Source organism: Mycolicibacterium frederiksbergense (assembly GCF_012223425.1).
GTDB lineage: Bacteria > Actinomycetota > Actinomycetes > Mycobacteriales > Mycobacteriaceae > Mycobacterium > Mycobacterium frederiksbergense.
Genome location: NZ_CP038799.1, coordinates 2718519 through 2741385 on the forward strand (window position 1 = coordinate 2718519; position 22867 = coordinate 2741385).

General features: G+C 67.5%; 27 protein-coding genes. 20 read left to right on the top strand and 7 right to left on the bottom strand.

Features of this window, described 5'->3' with window-relative positions:
• Window positions 1-2: 2 nt before the first annotated feature.
• From EXE63_RS16050 to EXE63_RS16065, 4 genes are read left to right on the top strand one after another with little or no spacing between them, the layout of a single operon-like run.
• Window positions 3-749, top strand: coding sequence for an ABC transporter ATP-binding protein (locus tag EXE63_RS16050; protein ID WP_168142754.1), 747 nt, complete (start codon window positions 3-5; stop codon window positions 747-749).
• On the top strand, window positions 746-1732 hold the full coding sequence (locus EXE63_RS16055) for an amidohydrolase family protein (RefSeq protein ID WP_234904524.1): 987 nt from the start codon (window positions 746-748) through the stop codon (window positions 1730-1732). The genes EXE63_RS16050 and EXE63_RS16055 overlap by 4 nt, the downstream gene beginning before the upstream one ends.
• Entirely contained in the window at window positions 1729-2931 is a 1203-nt protein-coding gene (locus tag EXE63_RS16060; protein ID WP_168142755.1) for an FAD binding domain-containing protein, read from the top strand. Before EXE63_RS16055 ends, EXE63_RS16060 begins: the two co-directional genes overlap by 4 nt.
• Before the next feature lie 19 nt (window positions 2932-2950).
• Window positions 2951-3385, top strand: a complete 435-nt coding sequence (locus EXE63_RS16065) for a cupin domain-containing protein (protein WP_168142756.1) — start codon at window positions 2951-2953, stop codon at window positions 3383-3385.
• 38 nt (window positions 3386-3423) lie between these two features.
• Here the strand turns inward: EXE63_RS16065 and EXE63_RS16070 are convergent, their stop codons facing one another.
• From EXE63_RS16070 to EXE63_RS16085, 4 genes are all read right to left on the bottom strand, one after another.
• The gene (locus tag EXE63_RS16070) at window positions 3424-3597 is read right to left on the bottom strand and encodes a CsbD family protein (protein WP_105366045.1); all 174 of its coding nucleotides are present in this window, start codon (window positions 3595-3597) and stop codon (window positions 3424-3426) included.
• Between the two features lie 39 nt (window positions 3598-3636).
• Window positions 3637-3987: a CsbD family protein gene (locus EXE63_RS33485; protein ID WP_168142757.1), complete on the bottom strand. Its 351-nt coding sequence runs from the start codon at window positions 3985-3987 to the stop codon at window positions 3637-3639.
• 97 nt (window positions 3988-4084) lie between these two features.
• On the bottom strand, window positions 4085-5323 hold the full coding sequence (gene lipE / locus EXE63_RS16080) for a lipase LipE (RefSeq protein ID WP_168142758.1): 1239 nt from the start codon (window positions 5321-5323) through the stop codon (window positions 4085-4087).
• Window positions 5320-5805, bottom strand: coding sequence for a peroxynitrite isomerase (locus EXE63_RS16085; RefSeq protein WP_168142759.1), 486 nt, complete (start codon window positions 5803-5805; stop codon window positions 5320-5322). The genes lipE and EXE63_RS16085 overlap by 4 nt, the downstream gene beginning before the upstream one ends.
• 48 nt (window positions 5806-5853) lie before the next feature.
• Here EXE63_RS16085 and EXE63_RS16090 point away from each other — a divergent pair, with 48 nt between their 5' ends.
• On the top strand, window positions 5854-6324 hold the full coding sequence (locus EXE63_RS16090; RefSeq protein WP_168142760.1) for an acyl-CoA thioesterase: 471 nt from the start codon (window positions 5854-5856) through the stop codon (window positions 6322-6324).
• Window position 6325: 1 nt separating this feature from the next.
• Here EXE63_RS16090 and EXE63_RS16095 read toward each other — a convergent pair whose 3' ends face one another.
• Together EXE63_RS16095 and EXE63_RS16100 are read right to left on the bottom strand one after the other, a co-directional pair.
• Entirely contained in the window at window positions 6326-7699 is a 1374-nt protein-coding gene (locus EXE63_RS16095; protein ID WP_168142761.1) for an aspartate aminotransferase family protein, read from the bottom strand.
• Between the two features lie 42 nt (window positions 7700-7741).
• Window positions 7742-9235: a CoA-acylating methylmalonate-semialdehyde dehydrogenase gene (locus tag EXE63_RS16100; protein WP_168142762.1), complete on the bottom strand. Its 1494-nt coding sequence runs from the start codon at window positions 9233-9235 to the stop codon at window positions 7742-7744.
• A gap of 108 nt (window positions 9236-9343) precedes the next feature.
• Here EXE63_RS16100 and EXE63_RS16105 point away from each other — a divergent pair, with 108 nt between their 5' ends.
• The 5 genes from EXE63_RS16105 (at window position 9344) to EXE63_RS16125 (ending at window position 12401) form a co-directional block, all read left to right on the top strand.
• The gene (locus EXE63_RS16105; protein WP_168142763.1) at window positions 9344-10933 is read left to right on the top strand and encodes a PucR family transcriptional regulator; all 1590 of its coding nucleotides are present in this window, start codon (window positions 9344-9346) and stop codon (window positions 10931-10933) included.
• A 1-nt stretch (window position 10934) separates the two neighbouring features.
• A complete protein-coding gene (locus EXE63_RS16110; protein ID WP_105366038.1) occupies window positions 10935-11144 on the top strand; it encodes a hypothetical protein in 210 nt (69 codons plus the stop codon).
• Complete coding sequence (locus tag EXE63_RS16115) at window positions 11141-11392, top strand: hypothetical protein (RefSeq protein ID WP_168142764.1); 252 nt, start codon at window positions 11141-11143, stop codon at window positions 11390-11392. The genes EXE63_RS16110 and EXE63_RS16115 overlap by 4 nt, the downstream gene beginning before the upstream one ends.
• Window positions 11382-12194 (top strand): dienelactone hydrolase family protein, encoded by an 813-nt coding sequence (locus tag EXE63_RS16120; RefSeq protein ID WP_168142765.1) that lies wholly within the window; start codon window positions 11382-11384, stop codon window positions 12192-12194. The genes EXE63_RS16115 and EXE63_RS16120 overlap by 11 nt, the downstream gene beginning before the upstream one ends.
• 63 nt (window positions 12195-12257) lie before the next feature.
• Window positions 12258-12401, top strand: coding sequence for a hypothetical protein (locus EXE63_RS16125; protein WP_158263335.1), 144 nt, complete (start codon window positions 12258-12260; stop codon window positions 12399-12401).
• Here the strand turns inward: EXE63_RS16125 and EXE63_RS16130 are convergent.
• Window positions 12398-13534 carry a GGDEF domain-containing protein gene (locus EXE63_RS16130; RefSeq protein ID WP_168142766.1) on the bottom strand — a complete coding sequence of 379 codons (1137 nt, stop codon included), beginning with the start codon at window positions 13532-13534 and terminating at the stop codon, window positions 12398-12400. The genes EXE63_RS16125 and EXE63_RS16130 overlap by 4 nt on opposite strands.
• Before the next feature lie 90 nt (window positions 13535-13624).
• Between EXE63_RS16130 and EXE63_RS16135 the strand changes: the two genes are divergently transcribed.
• From EXE63_RS16135 to EXE63_RS16180, 10 genes are all read left to right on the top strand, one after another.
• Window positions 13625-14530, top strand: a complete 906-nt coding sequence (locus EXE63_RS16135; RefSeq protein ID WP_168142767.1) for an SDR family NAD(P)-dependent oxidoreductase — start codon at window positions 13625-13627, stop codon at window positions 14528-14530.
• A gap of 77 nt (window positions 14531-14607) precedes the next feature.
• A complete protein-coding gene (locus EXE63_RS16140) occupies window positions 14608-15087 on the top strand; it encodes a GtrA family protein (RefSeq protein WP_234904525.1) in 480 nt (159 codons plus the stop codon).
• Between the two features lie 19 nt (window positions 15088-15106).
• Window positions 15107-15502, top strand: a complete 396-nt coding sequence (locus tag EXE63_RS16145) for a Rieske (2Fe-2S) protein (protein WP_234904526.1) — start codon at window positions 15107-15109, stop codon at window positions 15500-15502.
• A gap of 22 nt (window positions 15503-15524) precedes the next feature.
• Entirely contained in the window at window positions 15525-15893 is a 369-nt protein-coding gene (locus EXE63_RS16150) for a hypothetical protein (RefSeq protein ID WP_168142769.1), read from the top strand.
• Between the two features lie 188 nt (window positions 15894-16081).
• Entirely contained in the window at window positions 16082-17113 is a 1032-nt protein-coding gene (locus EXE63_RS16155) for a TerC family protein (RefSeq protein ID WP_168142770.1), read from the top strand.
• Between the two features lie 77 nt (window positions 17114-17190).
• Complete coding sequence (locus EXE63_RS16160) at window positions 17191-18507, top strand: MFS transporter (protein WP_168142771.1); 1317 nt, start codon at window positions 17191-17193, stop codon at window positions 18505-18507.
• Window positions 18508-18535: 28 nt separating this feature from the next.
• Window positions 18536-19513 (top strand): LacI family DNA-binding transcriptional regulator, encoded by a 978-nt coding sequence (locus tag EXE63_RS16165; protein ID WP_168142772.1) that lies wholly within the window; start codon window positions 18536-18538, stop codon window positions 19511-19513.
• An 84-nt stretch (window positions 19514-19597) separates the two neighbouring features.
• Window positions 19598-20800 carry a cytochrome P450 gene (locus EXE63_RS16170; RefSeq protein ID WP_168142773.1) on the top strand — a complete coding sequence of 401 codons (1203 nt, stop codon included), beginning with the start codon at window positions 19598-19600 and terminating at the stop codon, window positions 20798-20800.
• Entirely contained in the window at window positions 20797-21873 is a 1077-nt protein-coding gene (locus EXE63_RS16175; protein ID WP_168142774.1) for a phosphotransferase, read from the top strand. The genes EXE63_RS16170 and EXE63_RS16175 overlap by 4 nt, the downstream gene beginning before the upstream one ends.
• 30 nt (window positions 21874-21903) lie before the next feature.
• Window positions 21904-22788, top strand: a complete 885-nt coding sequence (locus EXE63_RS16180; RefSeq protein ID WP_234904527.1) for a DMT family transporter — start codon at window positions 21904-21906, stop codon at window positions 22786-22788.
• The last annotated feature ends 79 nt before the right edge of the window (window positions 22789-22867 follow it).

Sequence of the window (22867 nt, forward strand, 5' to 3'; positions counted from 1 at the left end):
ACATGGCCTCCATCGAAATCCAGAACCTGGTCAAGGAATTCACCGACCGGCGCGGCGATGTCACCCGCGTGATCGACGGTATCGACCTGACCATCACCGGCGAGACCTTCGTCTCGGTTGTCGGGCCGTCGGGCAGCGGCAAGACCACGCTGCTCAACATCGTCTCGGGCATCGAGACCCACACCTCCGGCAGTGTGCGGCTGCGATCCGGCGGGCGCGACGCCCGCGTCGGTTATGTCTTCCAGGACCCCCGGCTGCTGCCGTGGCGCACCGTGATGGCCAACCTGGGATTCGTCCAGCACGAGCGGGACGGCTGGCAGCAGCGCGCCGAGCACTACCTCGACCTGGTCGGGCTGAGCCACTGCGCCAACAGGTTCCCCGCCCAGCTGTCCGGCGGACAGCAGCAGCGCATCGGTATCGCGCGCGCCTTCGCCGTCGAACCCGATGTGCTGCTGATGGACGAACCGTTCAGCCATCTCGACGCCATGACGTCCCGGACCCTGCGCGAACATCTGGAACGCATCTGGCTGGAATCCCGGCGCACGGTCATGTTCGTGACCCACGATGTGACCGAGGCGGTGCAACTGTCCGACCGCATCGTGGTGCTGGCCCCCGGCGGCCGCGTGCACGAGGTCATCGACGTGGACCTGCCCCGGCCGCGCCGGGCGTCCGACCCCGCCGTCGCGGTGCTGCAGGCCGAGGTGTTGGCCCGGTTCGAGGCGCTCGAAGCGATGGGCGTGGCATCGTGAGTCTGCGCACCGGTCCCATCGACGTCCACGCACACTGGTTGCCGCAGGAGCTGTTCGGGCTCGCACCGGGGTCGCCGCTGCCCGCGCTGCGGGACCGCGACGGCGAGCTCTGCCTGGGCGAACTCCCGCTGTCCATCGAGACGGGCGCGATGAGCGATGTGACCCGGGTGCTCGCCGACACCGATGCGGCCGGCCTGGGCTCCCGGGTGCTGTCCGCACCACCGTTCGCATTCCCCGTCGCTCACGCCGAGGGTGTCGACGAATTCGTCGGCGAGTTCAACGGCGCACTGGAAAAGGTGTGCCGCGACAACGCGGACCGGCTGCTCGGCCTGGGACTGGTCACGCTGCACGACCCGGACGCGGCCCGCAAACAGATCGAGACGATGGCCACCGCGTCGGTCATCCGCGGTATCGCGGTGCCCCCGCTGCTCGGTGGCACATCATTCGACGTGGATCCGATGCGTGAGATCCTCACCGCCGCAGCGCAGAACGACATGGCGGTGCTGGTACACCCGATGCAGCTGCCGCGCCCGGAATGGTCGTCGTACTACCTGGCCAACCTGATCGGCAACCCCGTGGAGTCCGCGACGGCGGCCGCCGCGCTGACCCTGGGCGGCGTGCTGGACGCGCTGCCCACGCTGCGGATCGTGCTGGTGCACGGCGGCGGGTGCGCTCCGGGGATCGTCGGGCGCTGGCAGCACGGCTGGGATCAGCGCGCCGACGTGCGGGCCGGGAACAGCCGGCCACCGCGGGAGGCGTTCGCCGACCTGTGGTTCGACACCCTGACCCACGATGTACCCGCGCTGGAACTGCTGCGCGCACAGGCCGGTCCCACCCACCTGATGTGCGGCAGCGACTATCCGTTCGACATGGGAACGCCTGACCCGCTGGGGCTTCCGCGTGCGGTCGGTATCGACGACACTGCACTGGAGACCAATGCCCGGGCATTCCTCGGGCTCGACAACGCAGGAGAGACAGCATGAGCGAGGCGAAGACGAACTGGGCCGGTCAACGGGCGCTGGTGATCGGCGGCTCGATCGGCGGGCTGACCACGGCGCTGCTGCTGCGCAGGCTGGGCTTCGACGTCGACGTGTATGAGCGGACCCCCACATCGCTGGACGGCCGGGGCGGCGGCATCGTGCTGCAACCCGATACCCTGCGCTGGTTCGTGGAGTGCAGTGATCAGCATCCCGAGAACGTCAGTACATCAACCCATTTCGTGCAGTATCTGGGTCGGGACAACGAGGTTCTGCACCGCGACCCGGCGCCGTGGAGCTACACGTCCTGGGGTACCTTCTACCGTGCGCTACTGTCCGACTTCGGCTCAGCGCACTACCACCTGGGAGAGTACGCGGCCGGCTATGACCAGGATGCCGACGGTGTCGAGGTGCGATTCACCTCGGGACGGCGCGAGCGCGCCGATCTGGTGGTGTTCGCCGACGGGATCAGCTCGCCGAGCCGGCGCCGGATCTCACCCGGATCCACACTGGAGTATTCGGGCTATGTCGGTTGGCGCGGCACCGTGCCCGAAAATCAGGTCAGCGCAGCAACCTTCGACCTGCTCCATGACGCGATCAGCTACAGCGTCGCACCGCACACCCACATCAACGTGTACCCGATCCCGTCCGGAGACGGTGGCCTCGGTGTGGGGGAGCGCCTGCTGAACTATGTCTGGTACCGCAACGTCGCCGAAGGCCACGAGCTCGACGAACTCATGACCGACAAGCGTGGCTTCCTAGCGGGGGTGTCACTGCACCCGGGCCAGGTACAGGACCGGTTCATCGACGAGATGCGCACCGCGGCACCGGAACTGCTGGCTCCCGCGGCGGCAGAGGTGGTACTGCGCACCGAACAGCCCTACCTGCAGGCGGTGTTCGACGTGCAGGCCCAGCAGATGGCGACCGGGCGGGTCGCGCTCATCGGCGACGCGGCCAGCGCCGCGCGCCCGCATGCCGCCGCGGGTACCGCCAAGGCCGCCGCGAACGCCTGGGCCCTGTACGACGCGCTGTCCGACAGCGCCGATATCGCCGAAGCACTCGCCAAATGGGAGCCCGGCCAGCTCGAGCTGGCGCACAGCCTGATGCGCCGGGTCAAGGAGATGGGCACCCGCTCGCAGGTGGACTGCACCTGGGTGCCCGGCGACCCCGACAACCGCTTCGGCCTCTACGGCCCGGGCCACTGAACATCCTCAAGGAGAAGACATGTCAAGCACGCACGATTTCCTCACCGACGCCCCACTGGCCGGCACCTTGATGGGTACCGACTTCGAGGGCTGGAGCGCCGACCTGCGCGCCGAGTTCGACACGTACTCCCACGACGGTTACGTCGGCTCCCGGCTGCTGAGCCAGAACGAGCGGGTCCGGGTGTGGGAGATCCGGCTGGCACCCGGTGAGCGCTGGCACGCCCATCGCCATGTGCTGGACTACTTCTGGACGGCGGTCAATGCCGGTAGCAGCCGCCAGCACACCTCCGACGGCACCACCCGCGATGTGTCCTACGCCGCCGGTGAGACCCGGCACTTCAGCTTCGCGGCCGGTGAGTACCTACTGCACGATATCGAGAACGTCGGCGACACCGAATTGGTCTTCACCACGGTGGAACACCTCGACTCGGCGAACGCAGCGTTGGAGATCTGACAACAGCGGCGGGCCTGATGGCCCGCCGCTGCATCAGATCAGTTGGTGAACTTGTCCTTGATGTTCTCGCCGACCTTCTTGACGCCCGAGACGCCCTGATCCTTCTTGCCTTCGGCCTTGAGTTCGTCGTTGTTGGTGACGTCTCCGACGACCTCCTTGGCCTTGCCGATGGCGTCCTCGGCCGCGTTCTTGGCCTTGTCCACAATTCCCATTTTCGTTTCCTTTCTCCAGAGGTCCGCTGACCGGATTGGTCAGCGGGTCAATGCGCGGGCGATGCCGGCCGCGGCGGCCTTCTTGGCGACAGGGTGCTTCTTGGACCGCGACGCCCGGCGGTTACGGCGAACGGCGAGGGCCACCACGACGGCGATGCCGGCGAGCGCGGCGATGACCACCCGAGAGTCGGCGGACTGGGAGACGGCCTGCTTGACCTCGCCGGCCGCCTCCTGCGCCTTGTCTGCCACCGCCTCGACGCCCTGCTTGACCTGTGCGCCGGCCTTGTCGGCGGCGCCTTCGGCGCGCAGCTCGTCATCCCCGGTGATCTCGCCGACGGTCTGCTTGGCACTGCCGGTGAGCTCTTCGGCCTTGTTGGAGATGTCACCCATGGTGCTGTCCTTATCGTGTGAGTTGATGTCTATTGGTCGTGACCGGACATCGGAACCGCACGCCGTGGCCGGCGTGAGGCTGCTCACAGGACATCGCTCAGGTGATGCGTGGGATCTCCGCGTTGATCGCGTTCAGCAGCGCCGGATAGCGCTTGGCCTCCGGATGCCCGCTCGGCTTACCGCTGCTGACCACCGCCACCGAGAGAGCGCGCTGCGGGTCCGCCCACATCGCGATATCGGTGAGCCCGGTGTGCCCGAAGGCGCCGTCGGCGTCGCGGCCGAACGGCCCGAACCGCTTGGACCCGAGCATGTACCCGGTACCCCAGCGCATGGGCGCCAGGCCGGTCGCCAGGTCCGGGCGTAGCCGACGGGCCTGCGTGGTCGCGGCTCGCAGCGTCTCGGGTGAGAGCACCCGGACCCCGTCGAGTTCACCGCCGCGGCAAAGAATCTCGGCGAATCTGGACAGCTCGTGGGCGTTGGACACGGTGTTCGACGACGGGACGACGCCGGTGAGGAATTCCGGTGTGTTCGAGAACGGGATGATCTGCTGCGGGGTGCCGCCGACCGCGGTCTTGAACGCCTTGGCGATCGGTGCGGGTAGCGGTTTGCCGGTGACATGACTGGGGGCCACCAGCGGAACATCCTGCGCCGCAACACCATAATTCGTCCAGCGAAACCCCAGCGGGTCGAGGATCTGCTCGGCGAGGATGTCGCGGATGCTGCGCCCGGTTGCCGCGGAGATGATCTCGCGCATCAGCGGGCCCCAGGTCACACCGTGGTAGATGTGCACCAGGCCGGGCCGGTACACCGGTTTCATCCGGCCCAGCATGTCGCGGGCGTACTCGCTGTCGTCCATCCGTTTGAGATCCGGTTTGGGGCCGGTCGCGAAAGGGATGCCCGCGCTGTGGGTGACCACGTGGCGGATGGTGGTGCGGCCCTTGCCGTGGCTGGTGTAGTTGGGCAGGTAATCGCACACCCGGTCTTCCAGGGAGAACGCGCCGCGCTCGACCAGCATGTGGGTGACGGTGGTGGTGATCGCCTTGGCGGTCGAGTACACGCAGAACGGGGTGCTGGTGGCGACCGGAATCTGTTCGGCGTCAACGGAATCACCTGGGCCGTTGCCCCAACCGTGACCGATGGCCCGGTCGAGGATGACCTTGCCGTTGCGGCGCAGGCACACCTGGATCGCCGGATGCATCCCGGCGGAGTACCAGTGCCGGGCGGCATCCCAGATGCGTTCCACCGCAGCGGAATCGACCTCGGAATGGTCCTCCTCGGCGCGGTCGGTGACGGCGTCGAGGTCGGCGGGAACCCGGATGCGTCGGTCGTCGGTCACGGTTGTTCCTTTCGCAGCACGGCGGCGAGATGGTGCCGCAGCGGTTGGCCGACCGCGGCCATCCGCACCGTGTAGCTCAGATGGTCACCACGCAGGGTGAGGGTGCGCGACAGCGCGGTGACCTCCTTGGCGGACGCGGAGCGCCCGATGCTGGAGGTGAGTTGCATGGTCACGGTGCCGTCGGCGGCGATGTCCAGCGGGCCCTCCAGCACCTCCACGATGCCGGTGGGGTGAGCCAGCAGCCATTCCACCCGTCCCGGTGCGGGGACCCGGACGTATCCGGTCTCGGCGTGCAGCGCCCGGTCGTCATCGACGGCCTTGGTGCGCTGGGTGTAGGCCAGGAACGGCTTGCCGATGTGGCCGAAGGTGACGGTCTCCGAATATCCGAATGTCTCGATGGTGGGGTATTCGCCGGTACCGGACCCGGTCCAGGTGCCCACCAGGGGAGCGAGTACCGCCACCGCGGGGTGCAGGTCGACCATGGGGCCAACGTTACTTCGGCCCGATCGAAGTGGTGTACTGGCGCCGTTATGACCTCTGAAATCGCCCTCGTCCCGGCCACAGAGCGCCCGCATCCGGCCCGACTGTCCAAGGCGCTGTACCCGGTGACCGGGGTTGCGCTCGCACGCTACGGCGACATGGACGCCAACGGACATGTGAACAATCTGGCGCTGGAATCGATGCACGAGAACGCCCGCGCGGAATTCAACGAGCGCATCTTTCCCGGCATCTATGACCCGGCGGCCCGCACGATCCGGCTGGTGACGGCCAACAACGTGGTGCATTTCCTGGCGGAGGTGCACTGGCCGTCGACCATCGAGACCGGCCTGGGCATCGGACGGCTGGGGCGGACCTCGTATGTGGTGTCGACGGCGTTGTTCGTCGGCGAGGATTGCGTCGGCTTGTGCGACACCGTCCTGGTGATGCTCGGCGATGACGGTCCGATGCCGATCCCGCAACAGGCGCGCGAACTACTCGGCGCGCACCTGCTGCGGGCGTAGGTCAGACCGCCGCGCCCAGCGCGGTGTCCAGGATCGCCAGACCCTCGCGCACCTCGTCGTCGGTGATGTTGCAGGCGGGCACGGCGTGGATGCGATTGAAGTTCGCGAACGGCAACAGCCCGCCGGACTTGCACGCGGCGATGACCGCATTCATCGCGGGACTCGAGCCGCCGTAGGGCGCCAACGGTTCACGCGTCTGCTGATCGGCCACCAGCTCGATGGCCCAGAACACCCCGAGGCCGCGGACCTCGCCCACGCAACGATGCTTGCCGGCCAGCTCGCGCAGACCGGGGCCGAGCACGTCGGAGCCGATGCGCTTGGCATTGGCCACCATGCCCTCGTCCTCCATCGCGTTGATGGTGGCCACGGCCGCCGCACACGCCAGCGGGTGACCGGAGTAGGTCAGGCCGCCCGGATAGGCGCGGTCGGCGAAGGTGGCAGCGATCTCTTCGCTGATCGCCACGCCGCCCAGTGGGACGTAACCGGACGTGACGCCCTTGGCGAACGTGATGAGATCCGGTGTCACGCCGAAGTTCTGGATCGCGAACCACTCTCCGGTGCGCCCGAATCCGGCCATCACCTCGTCGGCGATCATCACGATGCCGTACTTGTCGCAGATCTCCCGCACGCCGGCCATGTACCCGGGCGGCGGCACCATGATGCCCGCGGTGCCGGGCACCGACTCCAGGATGATCGCGGCGAATGACGACGCGCCCTCGTGCTGGATGAGGCGGTCGAGGTACTCCAACGCGCGCTCGGACTCCTGTTGCTCGTTCTCGGCATGGAACGAACTGCGGTACAGGAACGGACCGTTGAAGTGCACGACACCGCTGCTGGCGTAGTCATTCGGGTAGCGGCGCGGGTCGCCGGTCAGGTTGATCGCGGTGTCGGTGCCACCGTGGTAGGAGCGGTACCGCGAGAGCACCTTGTAGCGGCCAGTGTGCAGCCGTGCCATCCGGACCGCGTGCTCGACGGCGTCAGCGCCGCCGTTGGTGAAGAACACCTTGTTCAGATTGCCCGGGGTGCGCTCGGCGATCAGGCGGGCCGCCTCCGAGCGCGCATCGTTGGCATGCTGCGGCGCCACCGTGCAGAGCTTGGCGGCCTGGGCCTGGATGGCCGCGACGACCTTCGGGTGCTGATGGCCGATGTTGGTGAAGACCAGCTGCCCGGAGAAGTCGAGCAGCCTGTTGCCGTCGCCGTCCCAGACATAGGAGCCGTCCGACGCCACGATGGTCATCGGCTTGATCTGCGCCTGCGCCGACCAGGAGTGGAAGACGTGCGCCCGGTCCAGTTCGTAGGTGTGGGCCGCCTCGGCGCGTGCGTCCTCGACCGACAAGCCGTTGGGCAGAGTCGCGGTGTCCTGAGTGGTGGTCATGGGTCCATCTTTCACTGTGATCGGCATCGGCAGGCAACTAGTTCAGGCGTTCTCGGGGAAGCCGAGGTTGATGCCGCCGTGGCTGGGGTCCAGCCAGCGGCTGGTGATGGCCTTCTGGCGGGTGAAGAAGTGGACGCCGTCCATGCCGTGGGCGTGGCTGTCGCCGAACAGGGAGGCCTTCCAGCCGCCGAAGCTGTAGTAGGCCATGGGCACCGGGATGGGGACGTTGATGCCGACCATGCCGACCTCGACTTCGTTCTGGAAGCGCCGGGCGGCGCCACCGTCGTTGGTGAAGATGGCGGTGCCGTTGCCGTAGGGGTTGGTGTTGATCAACTCGAGCGCTTGGTCATAGGTGTCAACGCGCAGTACCGAGAGGACGGGGCCGAAGATCTCGTCGGTGTAGACGCTCATGTCGGGGGTGACGTTGTCGAGCAGGGTGGGGCCGAGCCAGAAGCCTTCGGCTCCGCCGTCGGGAGTGACGTTGCGGCCGTCGACGACGACCTTCGCGCCGTCGGCTTCGCCGGCGTCGATGTAGGACGCGACCTTGTCGCGATGCGCCTTGGTGACCAGGGGGCCCATGTCGGAGTCTTTGGTGCCGTCGCCGATTTTCAGGGGGGTGGTGCGTTCGGCGATCTTGGCGATGAGGTCGTCGGCGATGGGGCCGACGGCAACGCAGGCGCTGATGGCCATGCAGCGTTCGCCTGCGGAGCCGAATCCGGCGTTGACCATGGCGTCGGCGGCCAGGTCGAGGTCGGCGTCGGGCAGGATGACGGCGTGGTTTTTCGCTCCGCCGAGGGCCTGGACGCGTTTGCCGGCGGCGGTGCCGGTGGCATAGACGTACTGGGCGATAGGGGTGGACCCCACGAAGGACACCGATTTGACCTTGGGGTTGGTGAGCAGTTCGTCGACGACGGTTTTGTCGCCTTGCAGCACGTTGAACACGCCGTCGGGCAGTCCGGCTTCCTTCCACAGTGCGGCCATCCACAGCGAGGCGCTGGGATCCTTCTCCGACGGTTTGAGGATGACGGTGTTGCCGCATGCGATGGCGACCGGGAAGAACCACATGGGCACCATGGCGGGGAAGTTGAACGGGGAGATGATGCCGACGGGACCCAGGGCCTGGCGGATGGAGTACACGTCCACCTTGGTGGAGGCGTTCTCGGTGAATCCGCCCTTGAGCAGATGCGGAATGCCGCAGGCGAATTCGACGACTTCCTGCCCGCGGGCGACCTCGCCCAGGGCGTCGGAGACGACCTTGCCGTGCTCGCTGGTGATGATCTCGGCGAGTTCGCCCTTGCGCTCGTTGAGCAGTTCACGGAAGGCGAAGAGCACCTGGGTGCGCTTGGCCAGGCTGGTGTCGCGCCAGGCGGGGAATGCGGCCGCGGCGGCATCGATGACAGTGCGGGCGTCCTCGACGCTGCCCAGGGCCACCTGACCGGTGACCTGGCCGGTCGCCGGATTGGTCACCGGCGCAGTGGCCTGCGAGGCGCCTTCGAAGAACGTGCCGTCACTCCAGTGCTGAACGGTGGCCTGCATCGCGATGAGCTCACTTTCTGTCGGGTTGCTTCCCAGTCTGGGGTCTGGCTCAGTGCCCGAATGGTGACGGAATGTCTCCAGATTGACCCTGGCATTTACACTGTGTAAATGCAGCTGACGGTCGCCGAGGTTATTGCGCTGCCGCTCATCCAGGCCGGCGATCCCGAAGTGCTCAGCGCGCACCGTTTCACCGAGACCATCCGGTGGGTGCATGTCAGCGACGTTCCCGACCTCTCGGCGTTGGTGCAGGGTGGGGAGCTGGTACTGACAACCGGTGCGGCGCTGCGGGATTCGCCGCGGCGGTATCTCAGCGGCATGGCCGAGGCCGGGGTGCTCGGGGTGGTCGTCGAGATCGGCGACGCAGATCTGGACCCCGGGATGGGGGTCATCGCCGCGGAGTTCGATCTGGCCTTGGTGGCGCTGCACCGGCAGGTGCGGTTCGTCGAGGTGACCGAGGCCGTGCACCGGCTGATCGTCGCCGACCAGTACGAACGGGTGGATTTCGATCGTCGGGTGCACGAGACCTTCACCGAGCTCAGCCTGAAACGGCCATCGGCGGCCGGCGTCGTCGAGGCCGCCGCCGCAATCCTCGATGAACCCGTCGTGCTCGAGGACCTGACGCACCGGGCGTTGGCGGTCTCGCTGCGGGGACGCCCCGCGGACCTGCTGCGAGACTGGGAGCGGCGCTCGCGGCTGCGGGCGACGGCCGAAGGGTGGGCGGTGACCGCGGTGGGTCCGCGAGCCGAACAGTGGGGCCGGCTGATCGTCCCGCAACCGTCCCCCGATCCGGACCGCACCCGGATGGTGCTGGAACGCGCCGCGGTGGCGTTGGCGCTGCAGCGGATGATCGAACGCGACCGGACCGGGCTGCACCACCAGGCGCAGAGCGGACTGATCGACGATGTCGCGCGTGGCCGCATCGCCGACGAGCGGGAAGTGGCGGCCCGCGCCCATGCGCTCGGCCTGCGATCCGCCGCCCGCTACCTGCCGGTGGTGGTGCGGGTGAACCGCACGCCGACATCGGATCCCGTTGCCGGGCAGCGGCGTAACGTGCTCATGGTCGACACGGTGCTGCACACTGTGAACGCCTCGGGGCACACCGGGCTGTGTGCGCTCAGGCGTGACGGCGAGGTCGGCGCGGTGCTCGCGCTCGGCGTGACCAGGCCCCCCGAGGAGGCGCTGGCGGCGCTGGGCACGGCGCTGCGGACCGAGATCGCCCGGGTGGACGGCACCGCAGGTGCGGTGCTCGCCGTGGGGCCCGCGGCCGACGGCGTGATCGACGCCGTCACCGGCCTCGGTGAAGCCGCCCACATCGCCGAGGTCGCGCTGGCGATGCGCGGTGCCAGATCCGCCGAGGACAACGGGGTTCCTTTCTATCGGGCCGCCGATGTCCGCTTGCACGGGCTGATCTCGTTGCTGCGCGACGACCCACGGGTGCAGACGTTCGCCGAGACCGAACTGCGGGCCCTGCTGGCCGGCGACCCGGCACACCTCGATCTGTTGCGCGAGTACCTGAAACTGGCGGGGAACAAGGCCGCGGTCGCCGCCCGGCTGCACATCAGCAGACCTGCGTTGTACAAGCGACTCGCCGCGGTGCGGTCCGCGCTCGGGGTGGACCTCGACGACGGCGAGTCGATGACCTCGCTGCATGTTGCGCTTATGGTCCTGGATGCGCAGGGGCGCGCGGTACTGTCCTGACATGGCGGGTGGGGGGACGACCGTGCTGGAGACCGTGCGCAGAGTTTTGGGCTACGAGATGGCGATCTCGGAGTGGATCGGCTTGGCGATTCTGCTTGCCGTCCCGTATCTGGTGATCGGAACGGTCTGGGCCTTCACGCATTCCGGTCCGTTCCTCGGTTCGGTGCTGGCCTGGCCCTTGCTGCTGCTCTACAGCTTCTGCGGATTATGAGCGGGCTGCTGAGCCGCCGCGTCAAGGTCGAGGCGATGATCGAGACCCTGATGTGGCTGGCACTGCCCTACATCGTCATCGGCCTGGTGTTCACCATCACCCATCCCGACGATGTGCGCGCGCTGGAGAAGCAGGTGCAGACCCAGCAGCCGGCCGGCGCGGATGTGGCGTCCTTCGGCGCGACCACCCTACTGTGGCCGATGATGCTGATCACCGGACCAGTAGAGGAGCACTGTCATGTCGGATGACGATCTGTCCGATTTCGAACTGACCGAGTTCACCCACGACGGGAAGACCCGCTCGGTGTACCGCAAGGGCACCGGCCCGGCGGTCATCGTGATCGCCGAGATGCCCGGTATCACCCCGAAGGTACTGGCCTTCGCGCGTCAGGTCGCCGGCATCGGCTGTACCGCGGTGCTCCCGCATCTGTTCGGGGTGCCGGGCCGGGATCCCAACGCCAGCACGCAGGTTGCGCTCAAGACGCTGGCGTCGGCAATGGTGCCGGCCTGCGTCAGCAAGGAATTCGTGGTGCTGGCCACCGGCCGCACCTCGCCGGTCATCGACTGGCTGCGGGCACTGGCCCGCTCCGAGCACGCCCGGTGCGGCGGACCCGGTGTGGGGGCCGTCGGGATGTGTTTCACCGGCGGGTACGCGCTGGCGATGGCGACCGATGACGTGTTGCTGGCGCCGGTGCTGTCCCAGCCGTCGATGCCGGTCGGCCTGACGAAGACGCAACGGCGGTCCATCGACATCTCACCGGCGGACCTGGAGATCGTGAAGGGGCGCTGCGCCCGCGGGCTGACCGTACTCGGATTGCGGTTCGACTCCGACAAATTCGTCCCGCCGGAGCGTTTCGAGTTCCTGCGCGAGCAACTCGGCGACGCCTTCGTCGCGGTGGAGCTGAGCGGCGCGGACGCCAATCCGGAGGGCACGATGCCCCCGCATTCGGTGCTCACCGAGCACCTGATCGACGAGCCGGGGCAGCCGACCAGGGTGGCGCTCGATCAGGTGCTGGACCTGTTCCGCGACCGTCTGCTGGTCACCGCCTGATAAGGCCGCGGCCGGCCCGTCGCGTTCGGGATGAGACTGCGGTCGCGAGGTGTTGTCACCTACATGCTCACCACAAGACGATTCGTGCAGTCGGTCGTCGCGTCCGCGGTCGCCCTGGCGGCCATCGCCATCCCGACTGTCGCGCTGCTACAGGACGGACCGGTGCAGTTCCCGATCCAGATCACCATCGCCGACCCGCTGCCCTAAGCGGACCGGCCGACGTCGGGACCATCCTCGGGTCCGTCGTCCTCGACGGTGGCCAGCGCGGGTGACAGCAGCAGTCGCATCTGGTTGCCGCCGGATTTTCGCGCCTCGTACATCGCGTTTGTCCCGATGGTGACGAGTTCGTCGAGCACATCGTGAGATCCCTGCCCGGTCAACGGTTTCAGCGGGGTACTGATCACGCCCAGGCTCGCCGTCAATCGGAACGGCGCCGATTTGATGGTGCCCAGAATTCGTTCGGCCAGCGGCGTCGGGTCCGGCGTGGTGAACACATCGGCGACCAGGTACTCGGCCTCACCGAGAGCGCCGATCACGGCGTCGCCGCGTACCGTCTCGCGCAGCCGCTGGCCGATCGCGACGCGGGCCTTGTTGCCGCCGGCCTTGCCCGACATGGCGGTCAGCAGGGAGAAACTGTCCAGGTTCACCACGATGAGGATGAGGTAGCGATCGTCGCGGCGACTGCGTGAGCCGATCAGGGTGGCCACGCTGTCATAGAAACTCTGCCGGTTGGGCAGGCCGGTCAGCGGTTCGATCTCACCGTGCGGTTTCTCCGATCCGATGATCCGCAGCACCAACTCGCATGCGAACGCCACGAACGACGTGATCAGCGCGACGAAGACGACGCCGGCCAGCGCGAGTCCGTAGCCGATCTCCATCAGACGCCAGCCCAACACCAACAGGGTGACGGTCTGCACCGCCCCGATGGGGACGAGCCACGTGCGGGAGTGGAAGAACATCGCATACGCCGTGGTGACGGTGAACGCCGACGAGATCAGCAATCCCAGCACCGGGTCCGGCTCCAGCAGACAGACCGCGGAGATGAGGGCGGTGCCCAGGATCAGGCAGGACTGAGACTGCCGCCGCGAGGGCCAATCCGAGCGCAACCAGAGGGCGGCCATCACCGCGCACGCGACGAACAGCAGTCCCGCGACGACCGGCCGGTAGGACTGCCCGGAACCGGTGGCAGCGACGATCACCAGAACAGAGAGGGCCCCGAGGCTCCCGATGATCCAGGCGACCACCCGGCAGGTCGCGACCTGCAGATCGCGGGCGGCCAGAAAGGCCGTCAACCATTCGTAGTGGTCGCCGCCGTGTTTCCACCGCGAAGGAATCACCACGGGCCGGCGCACCCGGAAGCGAGCCGCGCACAACTAGGCCCCCACAGCATCAGCGAACGGTACCAGCATCGCCGCCGCTAGCCTGGCCCTATGGCATCCCGATGGACGACAGCACGACTTGGCGATATGACCGGCAAGACGGTCATCGTGACCGGAGCGACCAACGGAGTCGGTCTGGCGACGGCGGCCGCCCTGACGCGGGCCGGCGCGCATGTGGTGATGGCGGTGCGCAACACCGAACTCGGGGCGCAGCGGGCGGCCGAGATCGGCGGGCGCACCTCGGTGCTGCGACTCGATCTGGCGGACCTCTCCTCGGTGCGCGCATTCCCCGGGTTGCTCGACGATCGCGGCATCGAGGCGGTGGACATCCTCGTCAACAACGCCGGAACCCTGGCCGAGAAACGGGCCGAGACCGTCGACGGTTTCGAGACGACCATCGGCACCAACCTGCTCGGCCCGTTCGCGTTGACCAACCTGCTCGTGGACCGGGTGCGTGCACAGATCGTCACGGTCGGTTCCCAGGCCCACGAGTCGGCCACGCTGCACCTGGACGACCTGCATCTGCGGACCCACAAGTGGACGGTGATGGGCGCCTACGCACAGTCGAAGCTCGTGGTCATGCTGTGGGGACTGGAACTGGACCGGCGCCTGCGGGCCGCCAAGTCGCCGATCGTCAGCCACCTCACCCACCCGGGTTGGGTGGACTCGAATCTGCCGCAGCTGTCGGACGCCCCGCTGATGGGTGTGGTGCAGCGCGGCGTCAAACTGGTGGCCGGCGCGCTGGCCAACGACCCGGCGGCCGGCGCCGCCACCACGCTGTACTGCATCACCGAGCCGATCCCACCGGGCAGCTACGTCGGGGTGGAAGGCAGGTTCGGTCTGCGTGGGGGCCCGGTGCTGATCGGACGCTCGGCGCTGGCATGTGACTACGCGACGGCAGCCCGGGTCTTCCAGTTCGCCGAGCACGAAACCGGTACCACACTCCCTGTCGGTTAGCCGGGTACTGACGGTCGAACCCGACCGTTGGTCGGGGCATAACCAGGCTGTCATCTGCCGGTGGGACAGTCACTGCTGTGACCGGCGACCTCGATCACCTGGAGTCGGTACCGACGATTGTCGAGCGGTTCCACCTGTTCTGCACGCGGGTGGTCGCGCGACTGCCCTTCGGCCTGAATTCCGTTGTCGCACCGACGTTCCTGGGCTTTGTCCTGATCAACAGCTTCACCTTCGGGGTGGACATGGTGTTGCTGACGTTGCTGCACAGCGGATTTGCGGTGCCGCTGCCGGTCGCCCTCACGGTGGGCTACGTATGCGCGTTCACGCTGGCGTTCTTCCTGAACCGGACCCTGAACTTCCGGTCGCACGCCACCGTCGGCCCGCAACTGGTCGTCTACGTGGTGGTGGTCGCGATCAACTACGCGGCATTCATCGTCGCGCTGCCGACCTCGCTGGCCGCGGCGGGACTGCAGTATCACCTGGCCCGGCTGCTGGCCGGCTGCTGCGAGGCGGTCTACATGTACACCGCGATGCGGCTGGTGGTGTTCCGGCGCTGAAACCCCGACAATGACCCCCATGGCCCCTCCGTTGTCTCGCAGGCACGTGATCGTCGGCGCGAGTGCCGTGGTGGGGGCCGGGGCGCTGGTCTCCTGCGCGGGCGCCGCGGAGGAACCCGCGCCGGCTCAGGGCGAATCCGGCGTCCTCGCGACCACCTCGCAGGTGCCGGTCGGATCGGCGCTCATCGTGGACGGCATCGTGCTGACCCAGCCGGCGGCCGGTGAGTTCACCGGGTTCTCCGCGGTCTGCCCGCACGCCGGGTGCGCGGTGTCCAAGGTCGACGGTGCCCAGGTCATCTGTCCCTGCCACGGCAGCACCTTCGGATTGGACGGGGCGGTGGTCTCCGGCCCGGCGCGCGAGCCGTTGGCCCCGGCTCCGATCACAGTCCGGGGCGATTCGATCGTGGCGGGCTGAAAGCTCGTTACGATCATCGGCTGTGGTGGACGACCAGCGCGGTGAATCGGCGCCGATCCCGTGGTACGAGGAATCGTGGGCGGTGGTCACCGCCGGGGCGGCCGGCGTGCTGGCGGTCGGTGTACTGATCTACGCCGTCGTGCAGACCGCCGAGAACTCGGTGGAACCGTCCTACGGCCCGCAGTACTACACCGACTATTCCGCGTCGACCACCAGCACCACATCCACGTCCACGACCACATCGCGGACCACCAGATCGACGAGCACGACCACCACGACCACGGGGTCGACCACCACGGAGTCGACCACCACGACCACGACCCCGTCGCTGGATGACGAGAACCCGTTCATCCTGAACCCGTTCGCCACCACCACGACGGAACCAGGATGAGCGTTTAGCCAGCCGATTCGCTGGGGATGTGATCGTCTGACAGAATCAGCCCCGAGGGGAGTACTCCTGCGCTGCGGTGTCGTCATCACGTCGTCCGTCATCGGACGACCGGTGCCGCAGGTCCACGTGATGTCAGCGCGGGCGGAAGAGACCTCGGCCGTTGATCGACGACCGGAGGCTCCAACCATATGAACGTGTCCGCACTCGAGTGGGGGATCACCCTCGCCGTCACCCTGGGCGTCCTGCTCGTGGATGTCCTGGTGTTCGGTCGACGGCCGCATGAGCCGTCCACCCGGGAGACCTCCATCGCGCTGACCTTCTACGTCAGCCTCGCCATCGCCTTCGGCATCTGGACCTGGACCTTCCACGGTAGCCAGTACGGCGTGGAGTTCTTCGCAGGCTGGCTCACCGAATACAGCCTCTCGGTCGACAACCTGTTCATCTTCTTGATCATCATGGCCAGCTTCAAGGTGCCCAGGATCTACCAACAGCAGGCACTGCTGGTGGGCATCATCCTGGCGCTGATCTTCCGCGGCATCTTCATCGCCCTCGGTGCGGTGGCCATCGAGCAGTTCTCCTGGATCTTCTACATTTTCGGTGCGTTCCTGATCTACACCGCGATCAAGCTGGCCAAGGACACCGATCACGACGACGACGCCGAGAACAGTGTCGTCCGGTTCGCGCGCAACTACCTGAACACCACCGACAAGTGGCACGGTCTGAAGCTCACGGTCGTCGAGGGCTCCAAGCGCGTCATGACGCCGATGTTCCTGGTGATCGTTGCGCTGGGCACCACCGACCTGCTGTTCGCCCTGGATTCGATCCCGGCCATCTACGGGCTCACCCAGGAGCCCTACCTGGTGTTCACCGCGAACGTGTTCGCCCTGATGGGTCTGCGCCAGCTGTACTTCCTGCTCGGTGACCTGCTCAAGCGCCTGGTCTACCTGTCGCAGGGCCTGTCTTTCATCCTCGGCTTCATCGGCATCAAGCTGGTGCTGCACGCCCTGCACGAGAACGAACTGCCGTTCATCAACGGTGGTGAGCCGCTGCACGTCCCGACGATCCCGACGCTGGCCAGCCTGGGCGTCATCATCGTCACGCTGGTCATCACCACCGTCGCCAGCCTGTACAAGACCCGGGTCGTCGACAAGAAGGCCGACGACGCCGCCGCCGCCGACGACACGGCCGACGGGGAAGCGCCGGTCAAGCCGGCCGAGTAGTGGTCGAGCGGGGCGCTGCTGTAAGCGCCCCGCTCAAACCCGTTATCCCGCGGGTTAATTCGTTAACGTAGGTCGGCATGCCGTCCGCCTCCGGAGCTTTCCCCCGTCGCTTCGCTCGCCCTGAACCTGCAGCCGTCCGCAAGGCCGTCATCGGCGCCTCCATCGGCAATGCCGTGGAATGGTTCGACTTCGCCATCTACGGGTTCCTGGCCACCTATATCGCCGCCAACTTCTTCCCGTCCGACGACGAGACGGCGGCGTTGCTGAACACCTTCGCGATCTTCGCGGCCGCGTTCTTCATGCGTCCGCTCGGCGGGTTCTTCTTCGGGCCGCTCGGTGACCGCATCGGCCGGCAGAAGGTGCTGGCCCTGGTCATCCTGCTGATGTCGGCGGCCACCCTGCTGATCGGACTGCTGCCGACCTATTCGGCCATCGGAGTGGCCGCCCCGCTGCTGCTGTTGGTACTGCGCTGCGTGCAGGGCTTCTCGGCGGGCGGTGAATACGGCGGCGGTGCGGTGTATCTGGCTGAGTACGCCACCGACAAGCGCCGCGGATTCGTCGTCACCTTCATGGTGTGGTCGGGGGTGCTCGGCTTCCTGCTGGGTTCGATCACCGTCACCCTGCTGCAGGCCGGGCTGTCCGCCGCCGCGATGGACAGCTATGGCTGGCGCATCCCGTTCCTGCTCGCCGCCCCGCTGGGGTTGGTCGGCCTGTACATCCGGCTGCGGCTGGATGACACCCCGGAGTTCACCGACCTGAGCAGCCGCGACAAGGTCGCCGAACGCCCGTTGCGGGAGGCGGTCAGCACGTCGTGGCGGCCGATCCTGCAAGTCATCGGGCTGTTCTTGATCTTCAACGTCGGCTACTACGTGGTGTTCACGTTTCTGCCGACCTACCTGATCAAGACCCTCGAGTTCTCCAAGACCGCGTCGTTTCTCTCCATCACGCTGGCCAGCCTGGTCGCGCTCGTGCTGACGCTGCCGTTCGCCGTGCTGTCGGACCGGATCGGGCGCAAGCCGATGCTGATCGCCGGAGCGGTCGCCTTCGCGGTACTGAGCTATCCGCTCTTCCTGCTGCTGACCTCCGGGTCGCTGGTGGCGGCCATCACCGCGCACTGCGTGCTCGCCGCGATCGAATCGATCTACATCTCCACCGCGGTCACCGCGGGCGTCGAACTGTTCGCCACCCGGGTGCGCTACAGCGGCTTCGCCGTCGGCTACAACATCTGCGTCGCGGTGTTCGGTGGTACCACCCCGTACGCGGTGACCTGGCTGACGGCCGAGACCGGCAACCCGCGGGCGGCCGCGTTCTATCTGGTGATCGCCGCGGTGCTGTCGCTGGGCACGGTGCTGACCCTGCGGGAATCGGCGGGTACACCGCTCGCGGCCACGTGAGGGTGGGTCAGCCTGCGATGATGTCGGGATGAGACCAGGAACCCGGCCGACCAAGGCGGATGTGGCGCGGCTGGCCAATGTCTCACCGGCGACCGTCAGCTACGTGCTCAACAACGTCAAGGGCCAGACCATCTCGGCGCAGACCCGCGCGGCCGTGCAGGACGCGGCAAAATCTCTCGGCTACCGGCCAAATCTGGCCGCCCGCAATCTCGCCCGCGGCGGCAGCGGCGTGGTGCTCTACATCGTCCCGCGAATTTCGTTGGGCGAGTTGCTCCTTGAGGTCGGCAGCCGGCTGACCACAGAGCTGGCCCGCCACGGCGTGGTGTTGTCACTGCAATTCGAGACCGATGACGGGCGCAATGTCGTCGACGCGGTGGCCGACCTGAACCCGATCGCGGTGACCAGTGTGTTCCCGCTCGGTGGCGCCGCACTTGAGGCGGTGACGGCCGCGGGAATCCCGCAGATCTACCTCGGCAGCGCGCAACTGCACGCGATGGGCGAGTTGCATCTGTCGATCGGCCGGATGCGGGTCGAGCATCTGGTGGCCCGGGGCCATCGAAGGCTCGCCTTCGCCTTCGCCGGCGACGAGACGCTGCGGCCACTCGGGGACTACTGGCTGACCGGCCTGCGGGTGGCCGCCGCAGAGTTACCCGAGATCGTCACCGCGACCGTCGCCGCCGACGGATCCGATGCCGCGGCGGTGGTGCGGAACTGGGTGGAGTCCGGCGTGACGGCGGTGTGCGCGCAGAGCGACGAGACCGCGCTGGTGGTGCTGCACGGCATCAGGGAGGCCGGGCTGCGCTGCCCGCAGGATCTGGCGGTGATGGGGGTCGACGCGATTCCCCTGGGCGCGGTGAGCGGGCCGCCGCTGACCTCGGTGGGTCTGGACGCCAAGACGATCGTCGAGGTGTCGGTGGCGGCCATGATGACCGAGCTCGGATTTCCCAGCGTCCGGGAACCCAGTAGCGAGAACGTCGCACACCTGATCCAGCGCGCCTCCACCTGAGGCCGCACGTCCACGCTTGCCCTCAGGGGAGTGACCCGCGTAACTTACGCGAGTAAGTAGCAGCCCCGGGAGAGGTGTGATCAGGTGACCGTCGACGCAAGCAAGGACGTGTATTTCGACCCGTACAACGTCGAGATCAACGCCGACCCGTATCCGGCGTTCGCCCGGCTGCGGGAGGAGGCGCCGCTCTACTACAACGAAGAGTTCGACTTCTACGCGCTGAGCCGCTTCGCCGATGTCAACAAGGCGCTGATCGACCATGAGACGTTCAGCTCGGCCCGCGGCGCGATCATCGAACTGATCAAGGCCAATATCGAGATTCCCTCGGGTGCGCTGATCTTCGAGGATCCGCCGATCCACACCACGCACCGCAAGCTGCTCGCCCGGATGTTCACCCCGCGCAAGATCGCCGCGCTGGAACCCAAGATCCGCGAGTACTGCGCGGCGGCGCTCGACCCGCTGGTGGGCACGGGAAACCTCGATTTCATCACCGATTTCGGCGCCGTCATGCCGATGCAGGTGATCAGCACCCTGCTCGGCATCCCCGAGGACGACCAGGAGATGATCCGCGACCACGGCAACGACCAGATGCGCACCGAGGCCGGCAAGCCGATGAAGGCCGCCTCGGAAGGGATGATCGACGGTTCGATCTTCGAGACCTATATCGACTGGCGCAAGGACAACCCGTCCGACGACATCATGACCGACCTGCTCAACGTCGAGTTCACCGACGAGCAGGGCGTGACCCGCAAGCTCACCCGTGAAGAGTTGCTCATCTACATCAACGTGGTCGCCGGCGCCGGGAACGAGACGACCACCCGGCTGATCGGCTGGGCGGCCAAGGTGCTCGCCGAGCATCCCGAGCAGCGCCGCCAGCTCGTCGAGAACCCGGCGCTGATCCCGCAGGCGATCGAGGAACTGCTGCGCTTCGAGCCGCCCGCTCCGCACGTGGCGCGTTACGTCACGCGCGATGTCGAGTACTACGGCCAGACGGTGCCCGAGGGTGCGTCGATGATGATGCTGATCGGCTCGGCCGTGCGCGACAGCCGCCAGTTCCCGCCCGACGGTGAGGTGTTCGACATCCACCGCGAACAGCGCCAGCACCTGGCGTTCAGCGTCGGCACGCATTTCTGCCTGGGTTCGGCACTGGCGCGTCTGGAGGGCCGGATCGCGCTGGAGGAGATGCTCAAGCGTTTCCCCGAGTGGGAGGTCGATCTGCCGAACGCCAAGCTGTCGCCGACCTCGACGGTGCGCGGGTGGGACTCGATGCCGGTGTTCATCCCGTGAGCGACGCTTGCGTGGCGGTCCCCGCTTCGTGGGAGGACGTCACCCCCGCGTGGCTCACCGCGGCGCTGGCCCGCGACTTCCCGGGTGCGGTGGTCGCCGATGTGACCGTGCAGATGCGCGATGACGGCACCAACCGGCGGGCTCGCCTCGGTGTCAGCTACGCCGAGGGGGCGGGGCCGGCCGCGGTGTTCGTCAAGGCCGTCGACCCGGGCCACAAGGAGATGATCAAGTACACCAGCGGGCTGCTGCACGAGCCCCGGCTCTTCACCTCCGGTGTCGGATTACCGCTGGAACACCCGGCGGTGTACGCCGCGCCGATCGACGAGGCCGCCGAGGACTTCATGCTGGTCATGGAGGATCTGACCGCCCGCGGTGCCGATCCGCGCGATGCCACCCGGCCGCTCACTCCCGAGCAGGCGGCCAGCGGGGTGCGCGGCCTGGCCCACCTGCACGGCGCGTTCTGGGGTGAGCGGCTGGCGCGGCCCGGGCTGGAGTGGCTGGAACCGTTCGTGGCCTGGGACGGCATGCAGTACGCCCCCCTGCCCGCGGCGCTGGAGCGACTCGGCGATGACGCGCCGGCCTCGGTGCAGGCACTGACAATCGATCACCTGGTGGAAGGCATCTGGAAACCGTTCATCCGGACGCTGTCGGCACCGGGGGTGCCCACCACCCTGCTGCACGGTGACCCGCACATCGGTAACACCTACCTGACCCCAGGCGGAGAGATCGGGTTCCTGGACTGGCAGGTGGCCCGGCGGGGGAACTTCTCCGTCGACCTGGGCTACTTTCTGCAGGGCGCGCTGATCACCGAGGACCGGCGCCTCCACGAGCGCGATCTGCTCGGTGTGTACCGGGACAGCCTGGGCCTGCCCGCCGACGAACTGCCGTCGGAGGAAGAGATCTGGCTGCGCTACCGGGCGTCGGTCGCGCACGGCCTGACCACCTGGCTGGCCACCGCCAGTGCGGGCGAGTTGTGGCAGCGCCCCGACATCGCGCTGGCGCTTGCCCAGCGGTACAGCGCCGCCTACCAGGACCTGAACACCGCGGAGGCTCTGGCGGAATTGACCACCTAGTCTTGGTGGCGTGACGAGAGCGCTGCGACGGTGATCGATCAGCTGCTCGTCGTCTTCGCCCTGTGCGCAGCCATTTTCGCGGCCGTCGGCATCGTGGTGCGCCAGCGCGCGACGATCGATGTGCCCGAGGAGTACGGGGTCAGCACGGTCATGCTGGCCACCCTGCTGCGCCGTCCGCTGTGGTGGGCCGGTACCGCCGCGGCGGTGGCCGGCTTCGTGTTCCAGGCCCTGGCTCTGGACAACGGATCGCTGATCGTCGTGCAGCCACTGCTGGTGTCGGCGCTGCTGTTCGCATTGCCGCTGAGCGCCCGGTTGGCGCACCGCCGGGTCAGCAGGGGCGCCTGGATGTGGGCGCTGCTACTGACGGTGTCGCTGGCGATCTTCATCCTGCTCGCCCATCCGCGGGTGAGCGACCAGGTGGCCCCGGTGACCACCATCGCGGTGGTGGCCGCGGTGTGCTCGGTGGTGGTGATCGGCGCCGTGGTGATCGCGGTGCGCCACACGGGCTGGCAGCGCGCGGTGCCGCTGGCCGTCGCTGTCGGTGTGTTGTTCGGTCTGGTCGCGGTGCTCACCAAGATGCTCATGCACGAGCTGGACCGGAATTCGGTCGCCGAGGTGCTGTCGACACCGCTGCCGTACGCGCTGGTGCTGCTCGGCGTGCTCGCGACCCTGCTGCAGCAGTCCGCGTTCCACGCCGGATCGCTGCAGACCTCGGTGCCGACCATGCTGGTGATCGAACCGATGGCCGCCGTGCTGCTGGGGGTGTTCCTGCTCGGCGAGACGCTCTCCGCGAACCGGTGGGAGTCGGTGGTGCTGACCGTCGCGGTGTTCGCCATGACCGCGGCCACCATCGCGCTCGGGCGTGACGAAGGCGCCTACGAGGCCGAGTTGGAAGCCACGTCACGCGCCGTCTGAGGACCGTTTTCACAGGAAATCAGCAGGTCGGAGGCACTTGGGCACATCTTTAGTTTTGCTAACGTTGTGAGGTGTGTCG